Below are 18798 nucleotides of genomic sequence, written 5' to 3' on the forward strand. Positions count from 1 at the left end.
TCGTGATGGAAAATGAGGTCATTATTGTCGGCAGCGGTATCGCCGCCTTAACTACCGCCTATTATTTGCATGAGCATAAAAATGTGACGATTTTCACAAAGAGGAGAAAGGAGGAGAGCAACTCGTGGCTGGCGCAAGGCGGGGTGGCTGCGGCCATTTCTGTAGAAGATCATTGGCAATGCCATTTTCATGATACGATTGCGGCCGGCTGCTACCATAACGATGAAAAAATGGTGGAACTGCTTGTCCGCGAAGGACCAAAGCGAATTTCTGAATGGATGGAAGAGGGAATGCGGTTTGATACCAAGAAAGATGGAAGTCTCCACTTTGGGCGCGAAGGGGGGCATGGCAAGCGGCGCATTTTGCATGCGGGAGGTGATCAAACAGGGAGGACGATTGTTGCGTTTTTGCTTGAAAAGCTAGCGGGACGTGTGCGAATGGTTGAGGACGAATATGTAATGGAACTGCTTGTTGAACATGGGCGGTGCGTCGGGATAAAAACGAAAAACCGTTCAGGGCAAATCGCGTTCCATTACGCGAACACTGTCGTGCTTGCTGCGGGCGGCTGTGCAGGCATCTATGCTTTTTCTTCTAATTCCCAGGCGGCGACGGGTGATGGAATTGCGTTGGCGTACCGCGCGGGCGCGAAAATGGCGGATATGGAGTTTATTCAGTTTCATCCAACAATGTTATTGGCTAATGGGAAAGCGGTCGGCTTAATTTCGGAAGCGGTACGCGGCGAAGGAGCAGTGTTAGTGACGGAAGACGGGCGCAAGGTGATGGAGTCTGTTCATCCATTACGGGATTTAGCGCCGCGCGACATTGTCGCACGCGCGATTCATGCTGAAATCCAGCATGGTCACCGCGTTTATTTAGATGTTTCGATGATTGCCCGTTTTCGTGAACGATTCCCAACGATTGCGAAACTATGCCAAGCATACGAGGTAGACATTGATAAAGGAAAGATTCCAATCGTTCCAGGCGCCCATTTCTTAATGGGCGGCGTCCATGTGAATGATCACGGGCAGACATCGATTCAAGGGTTATATGCCGTCGGAGAGGTAGCTTGTACGGGTGTTCACGGAGCAAATCGGTTAGCTAGCAATTCTCTGTTAGAGGGGATTGTGTTCGGAGCGCGTGCTGCAGAGGCTATCCGAAGAGAAACAGCGTCGCCGGTACAATTGCGTAAAAAAACAAATGATATACACAGCAACAAAAAGGTCGTGAACGACTTGCCAGAAATATCAACCATTCAAACGATCATGTCAACATATGTCGGCATCGTTCGTGATGAACAAGGATTGCAATATGCAAAAAAATGGTTCGAACAATTTCCATTGTCATATTTTGCGAACAGCTCTCTTGATCATTTTTCCATTAATGAAATTGCAATTATGCATATGTTGCTAACGGGCTGGCTAATCACGACGTCTGCTCTGCAGCGTACGGAAAGCCGGGGAGGGCATTACCGTTCCGACTATCCATTTGAGCGGAAGCAATGGAAGCAGCGGCGGATTTGGCGGACAAAGAGCGAGCTAAATGTAATAGCGTAGCAAAAGTATCCATACCGGAAGAACGGGGGGAAAGACGATGAACCAACTCAAATTACAACAGCTGTTGCAGCAATTTTTCATTGAAGATATTGGTGAACGCGATATTACGAGTGAAACGATTTTTCTAGACAATGAATGGGCAACAGGAACATTTACTGCTAAAGAAGATGGAGTGTTGGCAGGTACGGATATTATTACGACAGGCTACCATCTTTTGCATTCACATATCAATGTAACGCTTTATAAACGTGATGGCGAACAAGTAAAAAAAGGGGAAGCGATTGCCATTGCGTCCGGACCGGTTGCACCGCTGCTGACCGGCGAGCGCGTGATTTTAAACCTCCTCCAGCGCATGAGCGGCATCGCCACTTTAACACATCAGGCGGTTACGATTTTAAACAGCAGCCATACACGCATCTGCGATACACGCAAAACGACGCCAGGACTGCGGATGCTGGAAAAGTACGCCGTTGTATGTGGAGGAGGCTATAATCATCGTTTTGGTTTATATGACGGCGTCATGATTAAAGATAACCACATTGCGTTTTGCGGTTCGATTACAAAAGCGGTGCAGGCGGTGCGCAAGAAGCTGGGGCATATGGTCAAAGTTGAAGTGGAAACAGAGACGAAAGAGCAAGTATTAGAAGCAGTTCAAGCGGGTGCAGATGTGATTATGTTTGACAATCGCACTCCGGACGAAGTGCGCGAGTTTGTTTCACTCGTACCAAAGTCGATCGTAACGGAAGCATCGGGCGGAATTACGCTTGAAAATCTTGCGGAATACGGGGCAACAGGGGTTGATTATATTTCGCTCGGCATGCTGACGCATTCAGCTGCCGCTCTAGATATCAGCTTCAATTTACAATAACGGAAACGGGGGAAGAACGCATGAGCATTTTAGAACAAATGAAACGGCTTGATGATATGCCGGAAAGCTATAAAACAATGAGCATGGAAGAGATGGAAGCGCGCGTGCGCGCCATCAAAGAACGATTTGGAAAAAGATTGTTTATCCCAGGACACCATTATCAAAAAGACGAAGTAATACAATTTGCTGATGCAACAGGTGACTCGCTTGGGCTTGCGCAAGTGGCGGCGCAAAACGGTGAAGCAGAGTACATTGTGTTTTGTGGAGTACATTTTATGGCGGAAACAGCAGACATTTTAACGGGTGACCATCAAAAAGTCATTTTGCCAGATATGCGGGCTGGGTGCTCGATGGCCGATATGGCGGAAATTTCACAGGTGGAACGGGCGTGGCCAATTTTACAGAAGCTGTTTAGCGACGAGATTTTGCCGTTGACGTATGTGAATTCGACGGCGGCGATTAAAGCGTTCGTTGGACGCTATGGCGGGGCGGTCGTTACTTCCTCGAACGCGAAAAAGATGGTCGAATGGGCGTTTACACAAAAAGAGCGAATTTTCTTTTTGCCGGATCAGCATTTAGGCAGAAATACAGCCTATGAGCTTGGAATTTCGTTAGACGAGATGGCGGTATGGGATCCGCATGCCGATCATTTGGAGTACAACGGCGATATAAAGAAAGCAAAAGTGATTCTTTGGAAAGGACATTGTTCCGTCCATGAAAACTTTACTGTCCGCCATATTGAGCATATTCGCAAAACAAAGCCGGATATGCGTATCATTGTGCACCCGGAGTGCAGCTGGGACGTTGTGCAAAAGGCTGATGATGCCGGTTCGACGAAATATATCATTGAAACGATCCGCAATGCCCCTTCCGGCAGCAAATGGGCGATCGGCACGGAAATGAATTTGGTGAACCGCCTAATGCACGAACATCCAGATAAAGAAATCATTTCGCTAAACCCGTATATGTGCCCATGTCTCACGATGAACCGCATCGACTTGCCGCATTTATTATGGGCGCTTGAAGCGCTTGAAAAAGGAATCGTCGTCAATCAAATTACTGTTCCCGAAGCGATTGCCAAAGATGCAAAGCAGGCGCTTGACCGCATGCTGGCGCTGGCCTAGAACACTCATCCTGCCAAGCAGCATTGGGATGCCGGCAGGATGATTTTTTTATCATAAAACAAGGGGATGGATCATAGATTGTGTTGAAGGATGATGGCGACAACAAGCAGGGGCTGAAATACAATGCGAACAGTTTCGGTTTAGGAGGGGAACGGAGTGAAAATCCATATTGTTCAAAAGGGCGATACCCTTTGGAAAATCGCTCAAAAATACGGGGTGGATTTTGAACAATTAAAAAAAATAAACGGACATTTAAGCAATCCGGATATGATTATGCCGGGAATGAAAATTAAAGTGCCGACGGCAGGGGTTCCGGTAAAGAAAGAAGCGCCGAAAAAAGAGGCAAAAATTAATCTTGCTCCAAAAAAAGAAGAAAATATAGAGCATCCGTATGCCAATGCAAAGCCGTTTGTATCGGTGAATATTGAGGCGGAGTTGTCGGAGCCTATAAAAAAAGAAAAGGTAAACAAAGCTCCCAAGGCAGGGGTGAAAGAAGCGCCAAACGTGTCGATCAACGAAGCGCCAAATGTGCCGATCAACGAAGCGCCAAATGTGCCGATCAACGAAGCGCCAAATGTGCCGATCAACGAAGCGCCAAACGTGCCGATCAAGGAAGCGCCAAACGTGCCGATCAAGGAAGCGCCGAAAGCACCGATCAAGGAAGCGCCGAAAGCACCGATCAAGGAAGCGCCGAAAGCACCGATCAAGGAAGCGCCAAAAGCGCCGACCAAAGAAGCACCGAAAGCACCGATCAATGAGACACCAAACGTGCCGATCAATGAGGCGCCAAAAGCGCCAGTCAATGAAGCGCCGAAATCAATGGAAAACAAACCGTCCGGAACATCTAATGACGCACTGGGTTCCGAAGAAAAACAGATCAATATTCCACCGTTGTCACATACGATTCCACCGGTAACGCCAAATGTCAATATTAACTTTTCGAATGTTATTCCTAACGTTCCGCCGATTCCGCCAAAACCGAAAAATATTTTGCCGGGGATTATGGAACAAGAGTTAGAAAGTCCTGCCGAAGCAGAAACAGAAAAAGAAAAAGCGTTCCAGGATGACGATAATCCACCGCCGGAGCTGCCAAAAGTTCCGTATGTTCCGATCATGCAGCAGCCGTATTTGCCAGGGGCGTTTCCAACTGCGCCGATATCCCAGCAGCACTGCGTGCCAGTAACGCCGATGTTTCCAGGCGCTGGATATTATTTTCCATCCATGCCAGCCGTTCCGGTTCCTTATCCGTCTTACACCCAGCCGTTCACTAGCGGGGGATGGAAAGCAGTTCCCATGCGTTTCCGGGAATCGAAGAAAGCAGCAGTGAATCAGATGAAGCGCCGCCAATGCCGGGATATCACGGAGAAGAAGAGGTAGAAAATCCGACAGCGTTCCATATTCCATCTGCTGGCTATTCTCCATCTTCAACATATGCACCTGCCTCCTATCCTGGATCGTATGCGCCGTTGCCAATGGTACAAGGATACGGATGGTATCCGCCAGTCTATCCATCGTTTTCGCCAGTTGCGCATCATTACTACGCACCGGCTCCAGCCGCTTTTTATCCGTATCCGCCGCAACCGTATATGTCAGGAGCGGCATATCCGTTCGCGCCAACGGCTGCTGCATTTCCGCGTGCAGAAGGGCGGGTGTTTACCGAACCGCAAGACGAGGAGAGCAATGGTTATGATGAACCATAAGCAAAAAAGAGACGATGTTGCTAGTCGTCTCTTTTTTCTGCTGAAAGAAGTATACGGTTTCGATGTGAAAAAGATAAACATGCTAAAACATAACGTATGGATGGTTGCGGCACGCGAAGGCTGCTGGGTGGTAAAAAAATACCGCACTTTTTTCGAAGCGATGAAACAAGCAATGCTTATGCAATCGTTAAGACAAATGGGGTTTCGCCATGTTCCCGCGGTATATACGGCCATAGGACAGCATGGTGTATTTTTCTTTGCCGGCCGTTTTTGGCTTACACAAACTTATATTTCCGGCGCGAAAATGCTATCCTTTACGGAAAAAAAGGATATTGCGGCAGGGCTGCAGTTGTTGCAAACATATCATTCCGTTACGGACATGCTTCTTTCCCACCCGATATGGCGAATGACGCTCCCATATTACCATTTATATAGAAAATGGCAGCGCCGCTATGAGGATTTTTATATCCATTTGCCGCTTATTGAGAAAATTATGGAAAAAGAAGATATCGCCTTTACGATGCAATATGCCGAATATTGTCTTTCCACTTGCGCCAATTATATATCATCGTTAGCGAGGGAAAGGGTTGCGATCATTCACGGTGATGTTGCCGCCCATAATTTTTTACGAACGAAAAAGGGAAAAGTATACTTAATCGACTACGATGCTGCTGCCATCGCTTCTCCGGCCATTGACTATTTGCAGTATGCGAGCCGGATATTGCCGCATTTGCAATGGTCTTTTTCTGATTTGTCCCGGTTTTCTCCTTTTTCCGATTGGCTTGCCAAACCGTGGTTTCTACACGCGCTTTTATTTCCAGCCGATATTTTCCGGGAATGGCGCTTTGCATTAAAATATAACAGACGGCTCGCGATTGCCCGTAAGGAACGGGAATCCTTTGTCCATAAGATTGTAAGTATGCTAAAATAAATATATGCCATTTTTGGGAGAAAGGAAGTCGAAAAACGATGCAAGAAAAGATTGAAAAGCTGATTCAATGGTTGCGCGAACAAGTAGCGAATGCCGGATTGAACGGGGCGATTGTCGGAATTAGCGGCGGCATTGATTCTGCGGTGGTCGCCCATTTAATTAAACGTGCGTTTCCCGACAACTCGCTCGGGCTGATTATGCCGTGCAAAAGCAATCCGAAAGATATGGAAGACGCATTAAAAGTAGTGGAAAGCTGCGGCATTAAACATTTTATTATTGATTTAACGGAAACGCACAATACGTTATTTGGGGAAGTGGAAAAAAAACTGAAAGAAAAAGGGGAATGGAATGAAGAAACGGCGCGGTTAGGAGATGCCAACACGAGAGCGCGCTTGCGCATGACAACGTTGTATGCCGTCGCCAATAATTATGGGTATATCGTAGTCGGAACGGATAATGCCGCAGAGTGGCATACCGGCTACTTTACCAAATACGGAGATGGCGGAGTCGATTTAGTGCCGCTCATTCATTTTACAAAAGGTGAAGTACGTGAAATGGCGCGCATTCTTGGCGTTCCTGAGGAAATTATTACAAAAGCGCCAAGCGCGGGATTATGGGAAGGACAGACAGATGAAAATGAGATGGGAACGACATACGAAATGATTGATAAGTATCTAAAGGGAGAAGAAATTCCGGAAAAGGACCGGCAAATTATTGAACGCCTGCATAAACGCTCGCAGCATAAACGGCAATTGGCAATTGCACCGCCAAAATTTTAATATTGCCGCTAACTGACAGCCATAAAACCCCCATTCCTTCGCCAAGCTAATAATAAGGCCGAAAGATGTTTTTTCGGCCTGGTGCGAAGGAAAACAAGGGGGTTTTTCCATTGAGAAACGCAATGAAAATCATCGGGGCTGTTTCCATCTTAAGCGCGATGGCTGCGTGCGCCAATTATGCGGACAACGATGATAGACGCTACAATGATGCGACGCGTCCGATCGGCTATTATTCCACTGAGCGTTTTGCTGATGACTTCCGTTACGGCCGCTATGGAACAAATGCCATCAATTACGACAATAACTATATATTAAGCCGCCGCGGACCGGTAACGGATTACTTTGCTACCGACAACAACCGCACGGGTGTTCCAGGGGTTACCCGTTTTGATACGGATGTGCCTGCGCTTCCGCGCAATACGGATTTCGGGGATGCGGACCGCAACTACCATGGGCATTTAAATTCGATGGAAAGTAAAACAGTTCCTTCTTACTATAGAAGCTATAGCGGGAACTTAGCCGAGACGATTTCCCGCCGTGCCGATGCAGTAAAAGGAGTCAACGATGCGCGGACGCTTGTTTACCGTAACCATGTGCTGGTTGCGATTTCAACGAATGACAAGCAGAGAGATCGTATTGAGCGTCTCGTCGCCCAAGCGGTCGCACCGTATACGAAAGGAAAACATGTGCGCGTTGTTTCCAACCCGAGCATGTACAACCGCGTCCGCACCATCGACAACGATATTCGCCGCGGCCGGCCATTGAAAGAAATCGAACGGGATCTAAAAACGATTTTTATCGATGGAAAAATTAACGAACGTCCGGCTAACACACGTTAACGATTGTAAAAAGGGAGCACCTTTTTAGGCGCTCCCTTTTCCATATGACATTTTCCTCTTTTTTTGGTATAGTAATATCGGAAATTTCGTTGCGATGAGAGGAGAAATTTCGATGGCTGGACATTCGAAGTGGAAGAACATCCAACGCCGGAAAAATGCACAAGATGCGAAACGCGGCAAATTATTTATGAAATTGGCGAAAGAAATTTATGTAGCGGCAAAAACAGGTGGAGGCGATCCAGCGTCTAATCCAGCCTTGCGCCTGGTAATCGAAAAAGCAAAAGCCGCTAACATGCCAAGTGAAAATATTGAACGTGCGATTAAAAAAGCAACGGGAAACCAGGAACATACAAACTATGAAGAAATCCGCTACGAAGGATACGGGCCTGGCGGCGTTGCCGTGATGGTTGTTTGCTTAACGGATAATAAAAACCGTACCGCTTCGAACGTACGCGTGGCCTTTTCGAAAAACGGCGGCAATTTAGGAGAAACCGGCTGTGTTTCTTATTTGTTTGAGCGCAAAGGACTGCTCGTTATCGCGCGCGAAGGACTCGACATTGACGAAGATGAGATGCTTCTGCAGGCGATTGAAGCGGGAGCGGAGGAAATGGAAACGACCGAAGATTCGTTTGAAATTTATACGACACCGGAAACGTTTGAAGAAGTGAAGGAACAATTAGAACAAAAAGGCTTTACGTTTGCCAGCGCGGAAATTACGATGATTCCGCAAACGTATACGACGCTTGCTGGCGAAGATTTAAAGAAAATGCTAAAACTGATCGATACGCTTGAAGATGACGATGATGTGCAAGAAGTGTACCATAATTTAGACGAGTCCGTGCTGGAAGACGAATAAACAATGAAACGCATTCCCGATGTCTCAAGACATCGGGAATTTTTTTCGATATTGTTCGACAAACACTACATAGAAGTGCCGCTTTGCAAAAATAATAACGGCAGAATGAGGAGAGAAAATGGATAAAATTGCTCATATAGGCGAAAATAGAAATAGGGGTATCGTTAATTTTATCATGAAAGAGAGGAAATGGAGATGCGAATTCTTGCCGCTTTCTTCATGGTGATGTTGTTTGCCTTGCCTATCGACAATGTTGCTGCCGCATCAGATTCCGTAAAAATGACGGTGATTTTGCAACGGCAATACTTAGATGGAGAAGTGAGCCAAGAAACGAGGGAAGAAACGGTTGTTTCGCTGAAAGAGATATGGAAAAAATATAAGGATTGGCAGCTCATTAATATGGATGATCAGACGATTATATTCCGCAAAACGGTAAACGATATTTCGCCCCTTTTAAAGGCAAACGGCTATTTTGGAATTACCGAAGATGGAACGTTGTCGATTTTTAATGGAAAACCGACCCGTTCCAATAAGATTATCCAATCTTTCTTTCAAATTGATGTAAAAAAACTGGAAAGCCGTCAGCACGAACAATTGAAAAAAGGAATTCGCGTCCTCTCGAAAGCGCAATATAAAGATGTGATTGAAACATATCGCCATTTTGCCGTGATCCGATAAAAAGACTTATCATTTTTGGTAAGTCTTTTTTTATGTTCCAAACAGGAATATACATTCGCTTTTTGTTATAATGTAATGGTATGATACAATGGAAAGGCAGAAAGAAAAGGAGAGGAGCACAGCGTTGATCGAATTTGTCCGCGGGTATGTCGATTATGTCTGCCCGGAATACATTGTCATCGACAACAATGGCGTTGGGTACCAAATTTTTACCCCGAATCCGTTTTCCTTTCAAGAAAGCCGCGATACGATGGTAACCGTTTATACATATCAGTACGTGCGTGAAGATATCGTTGCTTTGTACGGATTTCGCACCCGTGAGGAACGAATGCTGTTCGCCAAACTATTGCAAGTATCTGGAATTGGCCCCAAAGGCGGATTGGCGATTTTAGCCGCGGGGCAGCCGGAGCAGCTGGTTGAAGCGATTGAACAAGAAAATGAAGCGTTTTTATGCAAGTTCCCAGGGGTCGGAAAAAAAACGGCCCGGCAAATGATCCTTGATTTAAAAGGAAAGCTGGCGGCGATTGCGCCTAGGCCGCATGCCGCCTTCGTTTCCCAACAGGAGGAGACGGGATCGCTTTACACCGCTGCGCTTGAGGAGGCCATCGCGGCATTAAAAGCGCTCGGCTACGGGGAAAAGGAAATTCAAAAAGTCATACCAGCGCTTAGCAAAGAAAACTTATCTACTGAGCAATATGTGAAGCGCGCGCTGCAGCAACTGTTAAAATAAAGGGAGGGGTGGAAGTGGAAGAACGCCTTGTCTCCGGTGACGTCCACCGTGAAGACGTTTCACTTGAACACAGTCTCCGCCCAAAGTTTTTGCATGAATATATTGGACAAGAGAAAGTAAAAGACAATTTAAAAATATTTATTGAAGCGGCAAAAATGCGCGAGGAAACGCTTGATCATGTTCTGTTGTACGGCCCGCCGGGACTGGGAAAGACGACGCTGGCGGCGATTATCGCCAATGAAATGGGTGTCCATCTGCGCACCACTTCCGGTCCGGCGATTGAGCGCCCCGGCGACTTGGCAGCCATTTTAACGTCATTAGAACCAGGTGATGTATTATTTATTGATGAGATTCACCGGCTGCACCGTACGGTGGAAGAAGTGCTGTATCCGGCGATGGAAGATTATTGTTTGGATATTGTCATCGGCAAAGGGCAGACAGCCCGGTCCATTCGCATTGATTTGCCGCCGTTTACTCTCGTTGGAGCCACAACAAGGGCGGGTGCTTTATCTGCCCCGCTTCGCGATCGGTTTGGCGTTATCAGCAGGTTAGAGTATTATCATGTAGAGCATCTTACCCAGATTGTAATACGGACAGCGGAGATTTTACAGGTAGAGATCGCGCCGGAAGCGGCAGTGGAAATCGCACGGCGCTCTCGCGGCACGCCGCGCATCGCCAATCGCCTGCTGCGGCGTGTCCGCGATTTCGCGCAAGTGCGGGGAAACGGGGCGATCACTTTTCCGCTGGCAGAGGAAGCGCTTGAGCTCCTGCAAGTCGACCGGTTAGGTCTGGACCATATCGATCATAAACTAATAACAGCGATTATAGAAAAGTTTAGCGGCGGACCAGTAGGGATTGATACGATTGCCGCGACGATCGGCGAAGAGGCGCAGACGATTGAAGACGTGTATGAGCCGTACTTGCTGCAAATCGGCTTTTTGCAGCGGACGCCGCGCGGCCGCATTGTGACGCCGATAGCGTACGAACATTTTGGAATGGAGGTTCCAAAACGATGAACAGCCTGCCTAAGCTCATTATGACGATTGGTGCGGTTCTCATTATCATCGGGTTTTTCATGCAGTTTATAAAACTCGGCCGGCTCCCCGGGGATATTATTATCCGCAAAGGAAATATGACGTTTTATTTTCCGGTTGTCACATCGATTTTGCTAAGCGTGGTGCTATCGCTTATTTTTTATGTGCTAGGAAGGTTTCGCTAAAGAAAGGAGAGCAACATGAAAATTGACTTGTTTGACTTTGAACTGCCAGAAGAATTGATTGCGCAAACGCCGCTGCCAAACCGCGATGCTTCGCGGCTGATGGTGTTAAATAAAAAAACCGGGGAAATCCGCCATGAAACTTTTCGCAATATTATCTCGTATCTATGTGAAGGGGACTGCCTCGTGCTGAATGATACGCGTGTCATGCCGGCGCGGCTTTATGGCGAAAAAACAGATACAGGCGCCAATATTGAAGTATTGCTTTTGAAACAATTGGAAGGAGACCGCTGGGAAACGCTAGTGAAGCCGGCGAAACGCGTGAAAGTCGGCACGGAAATAACATTTGGCGACGGGCGGCTGAAAGCGGTATGTGTGGATACGTTAGAGCATGGAGGCCGCGTGTTGGAGTTTTCCTATCAAGGCATTTTTTATGAAGTGCTCGAACAGCTTGGGGAAATGCCGCTGCCTCCGTATATTAAAGAAAAATTAGAGGACCCGGAACGCTATCAAACCGTCTATGCCCGCGAGGTGGGATCAGCGGCGGCGCCGACAGCGGGTCTGCATTTTACCAAGCCGCTTTTGGACGATATCCGCGCCAAAGGGGTGCATATCGCGTTTATCACCCTTCATGTCGGACTTGGCACGTTTCGTCCGGTGAGTGTCGAAAACATTGAGGAGCATGATATGCATGCGGAATTTTATCAAATGCCCGAGGAAACCGCGCAGCTGTTAAATGAGGTGAGACAGCAAGGCGGCCGCATTATCGCTGTTGGCACCACCTCGACGCGCACGCTAGAGACAATTGCGACGAGACATGACGGCAAGTTTGTCGCGGAAAGCGGCTGGACCGATATTTTCATTTATCCTGGCTACGAGTTTAAAGGAATCGACGGATTAGTAACCAACTTCCATTTGCCAAAATCTACGCTCATCATGCTTGTCAGTGCGCTTGCCGGCCGCGAAAATATTTTGCATGCCTACCATGTGGCGGTAAAAGAGCGCTATCGCTTCTTTAGCTTTGGCGATGCGATGTTGATTATTTAAGAAAGGGGAACGTTCGATTGACATCACCGATTCGTTTCGAGCTCATCAAAACATGCAGACAAACTGGAGCGCGTCTCGGCATTCTTCACACGCCGCACGGCTCGTTTGAAACGCCGATGTTTATGCCGGTTGGCACGCTTGCGACCGTAAAAACGTTATCGCCGGAAGAATTGAAGGAAATGGGCGCTGGCGTGATTTTAAGCAACACGTATCATCTCTGGCTGCGCCCGGGGCCTGACATTGTTCAGGAAGCGGGCGGCCTTCATTCGTTTATGAACTGGGACCGCGGCATTTTAACCGATTCCGGCGGTTTCCAAGTGTTTAGTTTAAGCGAATTTCGCCGTATTGAGGAGGAAGGGGTATATTTCCGCAATCATTTAAACGGCGATAAACTGTTTTTATCGCCGGAGAAGGCGATCGAAATCCAAAACGCGCTTGGCTCGGACATTATGATGGCGTTTGACGAATGCCCGCCGTATCCATCCACACATGAATATATGAAAAAGTCGGTAGAGCGGACAAGCCGCTGGGCGGAACGCTGTTTAAAAGCACATCGGCGTCCCGCGGAACAAGGATTGTTTGCGATTGTACAAGGCGGAGAATTTGAAGATTTGCGCAGACAGAGCGCGCAGGACTTAGTGTCGTTAGATTTTCCAGGGTATGCAATCGGAGGTTTATCTGTTGGCGAGCCAAAAGAAGTGATGAACCGGGTGCTCGAGTTTACGACGCCGCTGTTGCCGGCGAATAAGCCGCGCTATTTAATGGGAGTCGGCTCGCCTGATTCGCTGATCGACGGAGCGATTCGCGGTATCGATATGTTCGACTGCGTGCTGCCGACGCGAATCGGCCGCAACGGAACGGTAATGACAAGCGAAGGAAGAGTCGTCATTAAAAACGCCCAATACGCCCGAGACTTTTCGCCGCTTGATCCGAACTGCGATTGCTACACTTGCCGCAATTATACGCGCGCGTACATTCGCCATCTCATCAAATGTGAAGAAACGTTTGGCATTCGTTTGACTTCTTACCATAACGTCTATTTTTTGATAAAATTAATGGAGCAAGTGAGACAAGCGATTCGCGAAGATCGTCTCGGCGATTTCCGCGAGGAATTTTTCGAGCGTTACGGTTTCAATAAACCAAATGCGAAAAACTTTTAACGATCGCGAAAGGAGGGAAAGGAATGAACGCAGCGATTGCAAATTTATTGCCAATTATCCTGTTTTTTGTCATTTTTTACTTCCTGCTGCTTCGGCCGCAGCAAAAAAGACAGCGTGCGGTGCAGCAAATGCAGGCGAATTTGAAAAAAGGGGATAAAATCATTACGATTGGCGGCTTGCACGGGATCATCGATTCCGTTGATGAAGATAAAGTGGTGATTCGTGCAGGAGACGGCACTCGTCTTACATATGACCGCTCAGCGGTGCGTGAAGTAGTAGCGGAAGGTAACAACAAATAATAGAAAAACGGCTACCAATAAGAAAAGGTAGCCGTTTTTTTAGCTGCGCGATGCTTTCATATTGACGCCGACGATGCCGCCGAGTGCTGCCGCGACGAAAAAGATAAGGTGATAAATCCATTGTTCCAAGGTAAAGGATTTTGCCAATCCTAAAAATTGAAAGAGAAATATGATGGCAGTAAATAATAAACTGGTCATACCACCGGTCAGCCAGCCTTTTTCTTTTCCTTTTCCGCCGGCGATCAGCCCGCCGATGAACATGGAAAGAAGCGACCCAGCAAAAATAATCCATGTTAATGAAGCTTCCTGCACATCTGTCCACTTGAGGATAAGAGATAGAAAGAAGCTGATCACTGCCGCCAGCAAGAAAATAGTAACAACCCCGTAAACAACCGCTGTTCCCCATCTTGACATCTCTCTTCCCCCCTGTCCCTGATAATACGTTTCACCAAAGTATATTCCGCTTTGGACATGTTTAGAAGTTTATTTGCGCTTTTTTTTCGTGATGAAGGCGCCGATTCCCGGAATATAGGCAAGCTCTTCCCGCCTAATTAATTGAAAAATGATTAATAAAAGCGAGTAAACGATAATGGTCACGATGATAGATGCCAATGTTTGCAGCGAAAGCGGGAGGTAAGCGAAAGAATAGTGAAAGGATACATATCCGACAATCCCGGCTGCAACCATAGATAGAAATGCTTTCATATATTCCATGGCATAAATGGAACAGGACACCGCCTTGACAACCGTTGCAAAATGGAGCAAGGTGACAAGCACCGTATTGATGGCGATCGCTAGCGCCGCCCCCATAATTCCTAAACTAGGCTGCGTGGCAAGCGCAAAAATGCAGGCCAGCTTTACTACAGCGCCAATCAGGCTGTTGATCATCGCCGCATTTGCCAAATCAAGGCCTTGCAGTACGGCTTGGAGCGGACCTTGAAAATAATAAAAAAGGAAAAACGGTGCCATCACTTTCACAAAAATCGTTGCTTCGCTTGTTCCGTACATCCATTGCATGAGCGGTTCGGCAAATACGTATAAAACGACGACGGAAAGGCCGCCGGTCACAAGCGACAGGCGCATGGCCTGCTGAATGCGGTGCTCCACGAGCAGCGTCTGTTTTTGCGCCATCGCTTCACTGATTGCTGGGACCAGTGAGGTCGACAATGAATACGTAATAAAGGAAGGCAGCATTAATAATGGAAGCGCGTAACCGGTGAGCTGGCCGTATTGTTTTGTCGCCAGGGAGGTGGCAACTCCGGCAATAGCCAAGCTGTTGGCGACGGCGATCGGTTCTAAAAACCAGGAAAGCGAACCGATGAGACGGCTTCCTGTCGTTGGCAGCGCGATGCGCATTAAGCTGGTAAACGTCTCTCTTCCTGCTTTGACATAGTGGAAAAACTTTGTCCGCAGTTTGATCGATTTTTTCAATTGAAACATGCAAAGCAAATAGATGAGCGACATCAATTCGCCGATCACTGAGGAGAACATGGCGCCGGCAGCGGCGTATTCAATGCCATACGGCAATAACGCTTTTGTGCACATGGCGATCAAGCTGATGCGGACGATTTGTTCTAAAAGCTGGGAAAAGGCGTACGGTTTCATTTGCTGTTTCCCTTGGAAATATCCGCGCAGCACGGAAGAAATGGCGACGATCGGAACGACCGGAGCGATAGCAATTAATGGATAATAGGTGCGCGGGTCAGTGAATAATGTTCGTGCTAACAACGGGGCGAGCAAAATCATCGCAGGAAAGAAGACTAAACTAAGCGTGCCGGTAATCGTTAACGAGACGACGAGAATTTTTTTTACCTTTTTCCGATCGCCGACGGCTTCCGCTTCCGCGACGAGTTTGGAAATGGCAACAGGGAGCCCCATTTGCGTAATGGTAATGGCAAGCACTAATGTCGGCATCGCCATCATATATAAGCCGACGCCTTCCCCGCCGATGACACGTGCGACAACAATGCGATTGACAAATCCAAGTATTCTTGTGATGAAGCCGGCAACGATTAAAATCATCGTTCCTTGTAAAAATTTAGACATCGCCTCTCCCTACCTTCTCAAATACCATAATCTTTTATACAATTAACTATATGCAGTACATATAAACAAGCATGACAAGTATTGTGGGCGAGCATGCCAGAGGGGGAAGAGGAAAAAATGGAAAAGGAAAAACAAAAGGAATTGCGCGAACTGCTGATGCCGGCGCTGCAATGCAAGTATGATGAATTTCGCCTGCTCGGCTACGAGCAAGTGACCATCGATCAAATATGGGAATGTCTAGCGCAAAAGAAGTGGAAAAATGGAGAAGAAAGAAAATTATATGAGCTTGTCAATGATATTTTATCGCTGCAAATTGGCGAATATATGTCATTTATTACGATGCAATCCTATAAAGAACAGCGTTTGGCGGGTGATGATGATTTAGAGGCGATGTTGGAGGAATTATTATAGTGATGTAGGAATTTGACAGTTTTCGTTTGCTGTTTCATAATTGGAATATTGAGAGATATCTTGATGCCGGCGGATGCAAAACCAGTTGTCGCAAAACGTGAAACTGAACTTTTCCTGTTAGCGGAGTAGGACGGGCCCTTAACAGGAAGATGAACTGAAGGAGGATTTTTTACGATGGTGAAACGCAGTCGCATTGTCGCGTTTTTCCTGTTGCTTTTGCTTCTGGCAGGAGTGATGGGGCCGACGATTCAAGGAATTGTACATAACATTAAATTAGGCCTTGATTTGCAAGGCGGCTTTGAAGTGCTTTATGAAGTAAAGCCGGCAAAAAAAGGCGATAAAATTGATCAAGAAACGCTAAAAAGCACGGTCAGCGCGTTAAACAAACGGATTAACGTGCTCGGCGTAAGCGAACCGAACATTCAAATCGAAGGAAAAAACCGCATTCGCGTTCAGCTTGCTGGGATCAAAGATCAAAACCAGGCGCGCGAAATTTTATCGACGCAGGCAAAATTAACGTTCCGCGACGTCAATGACAACGTGCTAATGGATGGAAGCGACCTTGTCCAAGGTGGGGCCAAGCTGTCTTTCGATGAGAACGGCAAGCCAAGCGTCGCGATTAAATTAAAAGACGCCGATAAATTTAAGCAAGTGACTGAAAAAGTATATAAAATGGGGCCTCCAAATAACTTGCTGGTCATTTGGCTTGATTTTAAAGAGGGAGAAGACTCCTATCGAAAAGAAGCGGGAAAAGCACATCCAAAATTTATTTCTGCGGCAGCGGTAAACCAAGTATTTAACCAAACGGATGTCTCCATTGTGGGCAATTTCACCGTTAAAGAGGCGCAACAATTAGCCGATCTGCTTAATGCTGGCGCGCTTCCAGTAGAATTAAAAGAGATTTACTCAACATCGGTCGGAGCACAGTTTGGCCAAAACGCCCTGCAAAAAACGATTTTTGCCGGCATTGTAGGAGTAGCTGCGATTTTCCTCTTTATGATTTTGTTTTATCGCTTGCCAGGGGTTATCGCGGTCATCACATTGTTGGTGTATATTTACTTGATTCTTCTTATTTTTGACTTGATGAACGGCGTGTTGACATTGCCGGGAATTGCCGCTCTTATTTTAGGTGTCGGGATGGCGGTAGATGCCAACATCATTACGTACGAGCGGATTAAAGAGGAGATTAAGCTCGGCAAGTCGATTATGTCGGCGTTCCGTTCGGGAAACAGAGGGTCGTTTGCGACGATTTTGGATGCGAACATTACGACGATTATCGCTGGTGTCGTTCTTTTTATTTACGGGACGAGCTCGGTCAAAGGATTTGCGACGATGCTCATCATCAGCATTTTAGCCAGCTTCATCACGGCGGTGTACGGCACGCGCCTGTTGCTTGGCCTGCTTGTCCAAAGCCGCTGGCTGAACAATAAACCAGGCTATTTCGGCGTAAAAAAATCGGAAATCTTAAATATCGCGGAAACAACGGATGATACGGAAGTGCCGACAAGATTTGATCGTTGGGATTTCGTAAAACATAGTAAAAAATTTTTCATTTTTTCCGGTTTGCTAACGGCAATCGGGATTATTGCCTTATTAACGATGAAACTTCATCTTGGCATCGATTTTACGAGCGGGACGCGCGTCGAAGTGATCAGCGACAAGCCGATAAACGCGGAACAGCTAAAAGATGAATTCGGGCAGCTTGGGCTGAAACCGGAGGATGTTGTGTTGTCCGGCGACCGTAATAACGTTGGTGTGGCTCGCTTTATCGGCGTATTAAACAAAAAGGAGATTGCCGAGCTGAAATCGCATTTTAAACAAAAGTACGGCTCCGAGCCAAACGTGAGCACGGTGTCGCCGGTCGTTGGAAAAGAATTGGCGCGCAACGCGTTTATTGCCGTGCTGATTTCCTCGCTTGGAATCATTATTTACGTGACGATCCGCTTTGAGCTATATATGGCGCTGGCGGCGATTGTCGCGCTGCTTCATGATGCGTTTTTCATTATCACCTTTTTCAGCCTGACGCGGCTGGAGGTGGATTTGACGTTTATCGCCGCGGTGCTGACGATCATCGGTTATTCGATCAACGATACGATCGTTACGTTTGACCGCATCCGCGATTTGATGAAGAAGCGGAAAGTGAAAACGGTAGACGACTTGAAACATATTGTCAACAGAGCGCTGCAACAAACGTTTACCCGTTCGATTAATACGGTATTAACGGTTATCTTTACCGTTGTCGCTCTTTTAATCTTTGGCAGCGAAGCGATTTTTAACTTTAATATCGCTCTGCTCGCTGGGCTTATATGCGGTGTTTACTCTTCATTATGCATTGCGTCGCAATTATGGGTAGTTTGGAAAGGAAACCAGCTGAAAAAAGGAAAAGGAAAAAAGAGCTCCGCGAAAGAGCTGAAACCGCAAGTATAAGCCCAACATCATCGATGGGATTCATCCAAAAAGTGCTCCGTAAAAAAGCGGAGCACTTTTTTGTTTATCGTGGCAATGTTCGCGGATAAAATATCCTTTCCTTATTGAGAAAATGAAAAAACGGATAAACTATG

Annotated in this window: 20 protein-coding genes; 18 read left to right on the forward strand and 2 right to left on the reverse strand. The window is 46.9% G+C overall.

Going from position 1 to position 18798, the window contains the following annotated elements:
* Positions 1 to 5: 5 nt before the first annotated feature.
* The 16 genes from nadB to yajC all read left to right on the forward strand — a co-directional run bounded on the left by nadB (position 6) and on the right by yajC (position 13780).
* Positions 6 to 1553 carry an L-aspartate oxidase gene (gene nadB, locus BV455_RS13530; protein ID WP_061579392.1) on the forward strand — a complete coding sequence of 516 codons (1548 nt, stop codon included), beginning with the start codon at positions 6 to 8 and terminating at the stop codon, positions 1551 to 1553.
* A gap of 37 nt (positions 1554 to 1590) precedes the next feature.
* On the forward strand, positions 1591 to 2421 hold the full coding sequence (gene nadC, locus BV455_RS13535) for a carboxylating nicotinate-nucleotide diphosphorylase (RefSeq protein WP_017435535.1): 831 nt from the start codon (positions 1591 to 1593) through the stop codon (positions 2419 to 2421).
* Between the two features lie 20 nt (positions 2422 to 2441).
* The gene (nadA, locus tag BV455_RS13540) at positions 2442 to 3545 is read left to right on the forward strand and encodes a quinolinate synthase NadA (protein ID WP_042406454.1); all 1104 of its coding nucleotides are present in this window, start codon (positions 2442 to 2444) and stop codon (positions 3543 to 3545) included.
* Between the two features lie 156 nt (positions 3546 to 3701).
* Positions 3702 to 4922 (forward strand): SafA/ExsA family spore coat assembly protein, encoded by a 1221-nt coding sequence (gene safA / locus BV455_RS21070; RefSeq protein ID WP_245005280.1) that lies wholly within the window; start codon positions 3702 to 3704, stop codon positions 4920 to 4922.
* Entirely contained in the window at positions 4892 to 5245 is a 354-nt protein-coding gene (locus tag BV455_RS20430) for a hypothetical protein (protein WP_245005281.1), read from the forward strand. Before safA ends, BV455_RS20430 begins: the two co-directional genes overlap by 31 nt.
* Complete coding sequence (locus BV455_RS13550; protein ID WP_081159654.1) at positions 5232 to 6176, forward strand: phosphotransferase; 945 nt, start codon at positions 5232 to 5234, stop codon at positions 6174 to 6176. Before BV455_RS20430 ends, BV455_RS13550 begins: the two co-directional genes overlap by 14 nt.
* 38 nt (positions 6177 to 6214) lie before the next feature.
* Positions 6215 to 6955, forward strand: coding sequence for an NAD(+) synthase (nadE, locus tag BV455_RS13555; RefSeq protein WP_017435539.1), 741 nt, complete (start codon positions 6215 to 6217; stop codon positions 6953 to 6955).
* Positions 6956 to 7065: 110 nt separating this feature from the next.
* On the forward strand, positions 7066 to 7794 hold the full coding sequence (locus BV455_RS13560) for a YhcN/YlaJ family sporulation lipoprotein (RefSeq protein WP_017435540.1): 729 nt from the start codon (positions 7066 to 7068) through the stop codon (positions 7792 to 7794).
* Positions 7795 to 7906: 112 nt separating this feature from the next.
* Positions 7907 to 8650, forward strand: a complete 744-nt coding sequence (locus BV455_RS13565) for a YebC/PmpR family DNA-binding transcriptional regulator (RefSeq protein WP_017435541.1) — start codon at positions 7907 to 7909, stop codon at positions 8648 to 8650.
* A 195-nt stretch (positions 8651 to 8845) separates the two neighbouring features.
* Positions 8846 to 9328, forward strand: coding sequence for an intercompartmental signaling factor BofC (locus BV455_RS13570; protein ID WP_017435542.1), 483 nt, complete (start codon positions 8846 to 8848; stop codon positions 9326 to 9328).
* 124 nt (positions 9329 to 9452) lie between these two features.
* On the forward strand, positions 9453 to 10058 hold the full coding sequence (ruvA, locus tag BV455_RS13575; RefSeq protein WP_017435543.1) for a Holliday junction branch migration protein RuvA: 606 nt from the start codon (positions 9453 to 9455) through the stop codon (positions 10056 to 10058).
* A 14-nt stretch (positions 10059 to 10072) separates the two neighbouring features.
* Positions 10073 to 11074, forward strand: coding sequence for a Holliday junction branch migration DNA helicase RuvB (gene ruvB, locus BV455_RS13580; protein WP_042406397.1), 1002 nt, complete (start codon positions 10073 to 10075; stop codon positions 11072 to 11074).
* Positions 11071 to 11277: a DUF2905 domain-containing protein gene (locus BV455_RS13585; RefSeq protein WP_017435545.1), complete on the forward strand. Its 207-nt coding sequence runs from the start codon at positions 11071 to 11073 to the stop codon at positions 11275 to 11277. The genes ruvB and BV455_RS13585 overlap by 4 nt, the downstream gene beginning before the upstream one ends.
* 15 nt (positions 11278 to 11292) lie before the next feature.
* Complete coding sequence (queA, locus tag BV455_RS13590) at positions 11293 to 12321, forward strand: tRNA preQ1(34) S-adenosylmethionine ribosyltransferase-isomerase QueA (RefSeq protein WP_218687279.1); 1029 nt, start codon at positions 11293 to 11295, stop codon at positions 12319 to 12321.
* A 17-nt stretch (positions 12322 to 12338) separates the two neighbouring features.
* On the forward strand, positions 12339 to 13481 hold the full coding sequence (gene tgt, locus BV455_RS13595; protein WP_042406391.1) for a tRNA guanosine(34) transglycosylase Tgt: 1143 nt from the start codon (positions 12339 to 12341) through the stop codon (positions 13479 to 13481).
* Positions 13482 to 13504: 23 nt separating this feature from the next.
* Positions 13505 to 13780: a preprotein translocase subunit YajC gene (yajC, locus tag BV455_RS13600; RefSeq protein WP_017435548.1), complete on the forward strand. Its 276-nt coding sequence runs from the start codon at positions 13505 to 13507 to the stop codon at positions 13778 to 13780.
* Between the two features lie 39 nt (positions 13781 to 13819).
* Here the strand turns inward: yajC and BV455_RS13605 are convergent, their stop codons facing one another.
* Both BV455_RS13605 and spoVB read right to left on the reverse strand, forming a co-directional pair.
* The gene (locus tag BV455_RS13605) at positions 13820 to 14194 is read right to left on the reverse strand and encodes a TIGR04086 family membrane protein (RefSeq protein WP_061579383.1); all 375 of its coding nucleotides are present in this window, start codon (positions 14192 to 14194) and stop codon (positions 13820 to 13822) included.
* A 69-nt stretch (positions 14195 to 14263) separates the two neighbouring features.
* Positions 14264 to 15826: a stage V sporulation protein B gene (gene spoVB, locus BV455_RS13610; protein WP_061579384.1), complete on the reverse strand. Its 1563-nt coding sequence runs from the start codon at positions 15824 to 15826 to the stop codon at positions 14264 to 14266.
* Positions 15827 to 15943: 117 nt separating this feature from the next.
* Between spoVB and BV455_RS13615 the strand changes: the two genes are divergently transcribed.
* Both BV455_RS13615 and secDF read left to right on the forward strand, forming a co-directional pair.
* Positions 15944 to 16237 carry a post-transcriptional regulator gene (locus tag BV455_RS13615; protein WP_017435551.1) on the forward strand — a complete coding sequence of 98 codons (294 nt, stop codon included), beginning with the start codon at positions 15944 to 15946 and terminating at the stop codon, positions 16235 to 16237.
* Between the two features lie 174 nt (positions 16238 to 16411).
* Entirely contained in the window at positions 16412 to 18664 is a 2253-nt protein-coding gene (secDF, locus tag BV455_RS13620; protein WP_218687280.1) for a protein translocase subunit SecDF, read from the forward strand.
* Positions 18665 to 18798 lie beyond the last annotated feature (134 nt).

This window comes from Parageobacillus caldoxylosilyticus (assembly GCF_019272935.1).
GTDB lineage: Bacteria > Bacillota > Bacilli > Bacillales > Anoxybacillaceae > Saccharococcus > Saccharococcus caldoxylosilyticus.

Bases quoted from the DNA above. Each gene is read 5' to 3' on its own strand.
- queA (WP_218687279.1), top strand. From the start codon at position 11,293: ATGAAAATTGACTTGTTTGACTTTGAACTGCCAGAAGAATTGATTGCG.
- BV455_RS13605 (WP_061579383.1), bottom strand. From the start codon at position 14,194: ATGTCAAGATGGGGAACAGCGGTTGTTTACGGGGTTGTTACTATTTTC.
- BV455_RS13565 (WP_017435541.1), top strand. From the start codon at position 7,907: ATGGCTGGACATTCGAAGTGGAAGAACATCCAACGCCGGAAAAATGCA.
- yajC (WP_017435548.1), top strand. From the start codon at position 13,505: ATGAACGCAGCGATTGCAAATTTATTGCCAATTATCCTGTTTTTTGTC.
- nadE (WP_017435539.1), top strand. From the start codon at position 6,215: ATGCAAGAAAAGATTGAAAAGCTGATTCAATGGTTGCGCGAACAAGTA.
- BV455_RS13570 (WP_017435542.1), top strand. From the start codon at position 8,846: ATGCGAATTCTTGCCGCTTTCTTCATGGTGATGTTGTTTGCCTTGCCT.
- spoVB (WP_061579384.1), bottom strand. From the start codon at position 15,826: ATGTCTAAATTTTTACAAGGAACGATGATTTTAATCGTTGCCGGCTTC.
- BV455_RS13615 (WP_017435551.1), top strand. From the start codon at position 15,944: ATGGAAAAGGAAAAACAAAAGGAATTGCGCGAACTGCTGATGCCGGCG.
- nadA (WP_042406454.1), top strand. From the start codon at position 2,442: ATGAGCATTTTAGAACAAATGAAACGGCTTGATGATATGCCGGAAAGC.
- nadB (WP_061579392.1), top strand. From the start codon at position 6: ATGGAAAATGAGGTCATTATTGTCGGCAGCGGTATCGCCGCCTTAACT.
- secDF (WP_218687280.1), top strand. From the start codon at position 16,412: ATGGTGAAACGCAGTCGCATTGTCGCGTTTTTCCTGTTGCTTTTGCTT.
- nadC (WP_017435535.1), top strand. From the start codon at position 1,591: ATGAACCAACTCAAATTACAACAGCTGTTGCAGCAATTTTTCATTGAA.
- BV455_RS13585 (WP_017435545.1), top strand. From the start codon at position 11,071: ATGAACAGCCTGCCTAAGCTCATTATGACGATTGGTGCGGTTCTCATT.
- BV455_RS20430 (WP_245005281.1), top strand. From the start codon at position 4,892: ATGCCGGGATATCACGGAGAAGAAGAGGTAGAAAATCCGACAGCGTTC.
- BV455_RS13550 (WP_081159654.1), top strand. From the start codon at position 5,232: ATGATGAACCATAAGCAAAAAAGAGACGATGTTGCTAGTCGTCTCTTT.